This window comes from Bradyrhizobium sp. P5_C11_2 (assembly GCF_054049755.1).
The window spans coordinates 1-2677 of the sequence record NZ_JBFULT010000787.1 but is presented as its reverse complement, the minus strand read 5'-3'; the positions used below and the strand labels follow the sequence as shown (position 1 = coordinate 2677).

The following is a 2677-nucleotide window of genomic DNA, read 5'->3' as shown; positions in this document are numbered from 1 at the left end:
ACCAGTCACGCCTTCCGCGAGCACATCTGGAACATGGGTGCGCGCCCCGCGATCCCGCCTCAGCACCACGAGACCCCCGTCGCCTGCCCGGACTGGATCTACAACAATCGCAATCAGGTCGAGCGCCTCTGGGCGAGGCTCAAGGAATGGCGTGCCATCGCAACCCGCTACGAGAAAACCGCCACAAGCTTCATGGGTGTCCTGTCCCTCGCCGCAGCCCTCGACTGGCTCAAGCGATGACACGCCCTAGAGCTGCAGCGCGTCCTGCAGGCTGTTGGCCCGCACCAGCTGCTGCGCGAGATCGAAGGTGCTGACGAGGTTCTGCTCGAAGAACTCGAGACCGCGCACGTAGGCCACGCTGATCGGCAGCTCTGCAGTCTTCGTCTGCGCCTGCGCACTCTCCGTGGCCTTGCGCGCGTTCTGTACGAAGCCAACGAGCGCGGCGCGCCTGATCAACGCTCTTTTCGGCAATGTCGCACATCCCGGCCGTGATCTCGAAACTCGGCTGGATGGTGTTCATGATGCGCCGCAGACCTCAACGTTGACGCCGAATCTGTTGCACAGCGGTTCGGACTGATGCTGCATTGCAAAACGTGCGTCAAGCCGGACGACAAGAATATTCGACACCGACGAGCCGGTTCGGCTGCCATCTTATGAGGTTTTGGACGCCGGCCCCACCATTAGCTCTCGAATCGCCGTTTATGACGACGGCGCAATTATATGACGCGCGCCCTAATCGCATCGACAGCGCCGATTAACATTTGATGATGATTTTTCCTGCTGAACGTTGATACGGTCTGCCTCGTCAATTGTACTTCAATATGAATATGAAGTGAGAGTTGAAGCTGGGCGCGATTCCGAATTCGTGGAGGGTGAGCCTCAAATGTTTATCGACGAATATGAGCTCTCGCCGCCTGGCTGCGGCTGGAATTACGAGCCCGCGTGCGCTCAGTTGTTCCAGAAGATCTCGGCTCCTTTATATACCACTGACGCCGAAGGTTGGCTGACCTACTACAACGATGCGGCCGCGGAGCTGTGGGGCCGTCGCCCTGCTATAGGCGAGGAGCGTTGGTGCGGTTCCTGGCACATCTACGAGATCAACGGAACGCGATTGCCGCGTGAGCGCTGGCCGCTGGCTCTTTCCCTCCAGCAGGGTAGCGCGGTGCGGGGCCTGCAAGTTGTTCTCGAACGGCCCGATGGCACGCGTGTCCCAATCATGCCGCATCCGACGCCGCTGCGGGACAGATCCGGGAAAATCGTAGCCGGCTCGAATATCCTCGTGAAGGTGACGCCTCTGTCAGCTCTGCGCGCTCCATTCGCATGCCCACAGGCTGCTGCCCCGCTCGAGCCGAGCAAATTTGAGCGAACGGTTATGATTCCCGGCTGTCGAGTTCAACCCGGCTCTGTCAGTAATGCAGCTTGAGGCGCAGATGACAGACGAAAATCGCAAGGCTGCGGCGCAAGAATTTCTGGAAATACTTACTTATCGCGCTCAGCGCAGCGGACTTAGTCCCGCGCAAATGCTGCGCGAACAGCGTCAGCATTTGCTTCCACTGGCTGAGTTGATCTCAGACGTGCACCTAAAATCGGTTGTGGCCGAGCTAGACCACCAAGCTGCGAAGCTTGAGCTCGAAGCGTAGTTTCCGACCGACGCGAGATTCGTTCCGCTGGCGGAGGTTGGCATTATTCCGCTCGGGCGCGGCTCCTTCGTGGGTGTGGCGGGCCATGGGAAAGATAAAAATGACAGCTAAATCACCAGGTATGACGGCCTCCATTGCGTAAGAAGATACTACCGGTCATGGTAGGCCTCATTCGGGCCTGATGGACCTACGCGCCTAAGTCATACGACGATGTTCCTCGGGTATTTTGCGCTCCGTGCACTTTCGACGCCGGCATCCCGCCTGCTGATCCTAGCGCGAAGGGCCATCTAGATCAGCAGTGAGACTCGTTCACGGCTAGCGGATCGAACTGACGTCTCGGGCCTACTCGTAGCAGCTTGAAGACCTGATAGAGGGACATCGCCGCATGTCGTTAGCCAAGCGCGGCCACATCCGCTCGACCCAACGTTGGTCTGTGCCGAAGCGAGGGCTGCCATCCCGTCGCGGGCGTGAACGCTGGGTCGTGCGCTGGATTGGCGCCGCCAGTCGCCGGCATCCGGAGAAGGTCGCGTTGGCCGCGATTGAGGCTCCCAGTGCCCGAGTTATCCAATTGAGCTGGGCCGACACCTWCGGCCGGCCGACGCGATCCGAGCTCACCGGGATACTCCAACCAGCCGGGGCGATTGTGCGGTTGCGGCCACTTCAAGATCGGTAGAACGGCGGCAACAGCCAGCCCGCGCCTGTGTTCTGATCAGGCGCGCAACAATCCGGGAGACGATTGTCTCGGGCTGCGCTAGYCGATCGAACACCCGCAACCAGCTCGAACGATCACTAGGTGTTCAGTCCCGAGGTGAGATGGGTTGGGTCGTATCTGAACCGGCCTGGGTCGTCTGCCCAGGCTCGGCAGGTCGCTTCGTATGGCGTGAGGCCGCGTAGGGTCTTGAGCCGCCGGGCGAAGTTGTAGGCATCCAGGAAAGCGGCGAGGTGTTCCCGCAGTTGGTCGTGGCTGTCGTAGTGGTAGCGCTTGACGGTCGCGTCCTTGAGGGTCCGGTTCATGCGCTCGACCTGGCCATTGGTCC

General features: G+C 60.3%; 5 protein-coding genes. 3 read left to right on the top strand and 2 right to left on the bottom strand.

The genetic code is table 11. From position 1 onward, the window contains the following. Positions 1–240 (top strand): transposase (locus ACXJL8_RS38540; protein ID WP_456686721.1); only part of this gene is annotated, 240 nt, incomplete at its 5' end. Positions 241–246: 6 nt separating this feature from the next. Here the strand turns inward: ACXJL8_RS38540 and ACXJL8_RS38535 are convergent. Further along, a complete protein-coding gene (locus ACXJL8_RS38535; RefSeq protein ID WP_456686762.1) occupies positions 247–456 on the bottom strand; it encodes a hypothetical protein in 210 nt (69 codons plus the stop codon). Positions 457–883: 427 nt separating this feature from the next. Here ACXJL8_RS38535 and ACXJL8_RS38530 point away from each other — a divergent pair, with 427 nt between their 5' ends. Together ACXJL8_RS38530 and ACXJL8_RS38525 are read left to right on the top strand one after the other, a co-directional pair. After that, a complete protein-coding gene (locus tag ACXJL8_RS38530) occupies positions 884–1423 on the top strand; it encodes a PAS domain-containing protein (RefSeq protein ID WP_456686761.1) in 540 nt (179 codons plus the stop codon). A 7-nt stretch (positions 1424–1430) separates the two neighbouring features. Further along, a complete protein-coding gene (locus ACXJL8_RS38525) occupies positions 1431–1640 on the top strand; it encodes a hypothetical protein (RefSeq protein WP_456686760.1) in 210 nt (69 codons plus the stop codon). Between the two features lie 789 nt (positions 1641–2429). Here the strand turns inward: ACXJL8_RS38525 and ACXJL8_RS38520 are convergent. Beyond that, positions 2430–2677 (bottom strand): integrase core domain-containing protein (locus tag ACXJL8_RS38520; protein ID WP_456686759.1); only part of this gene is annotated, 248 nt, incomplete at its 5' end.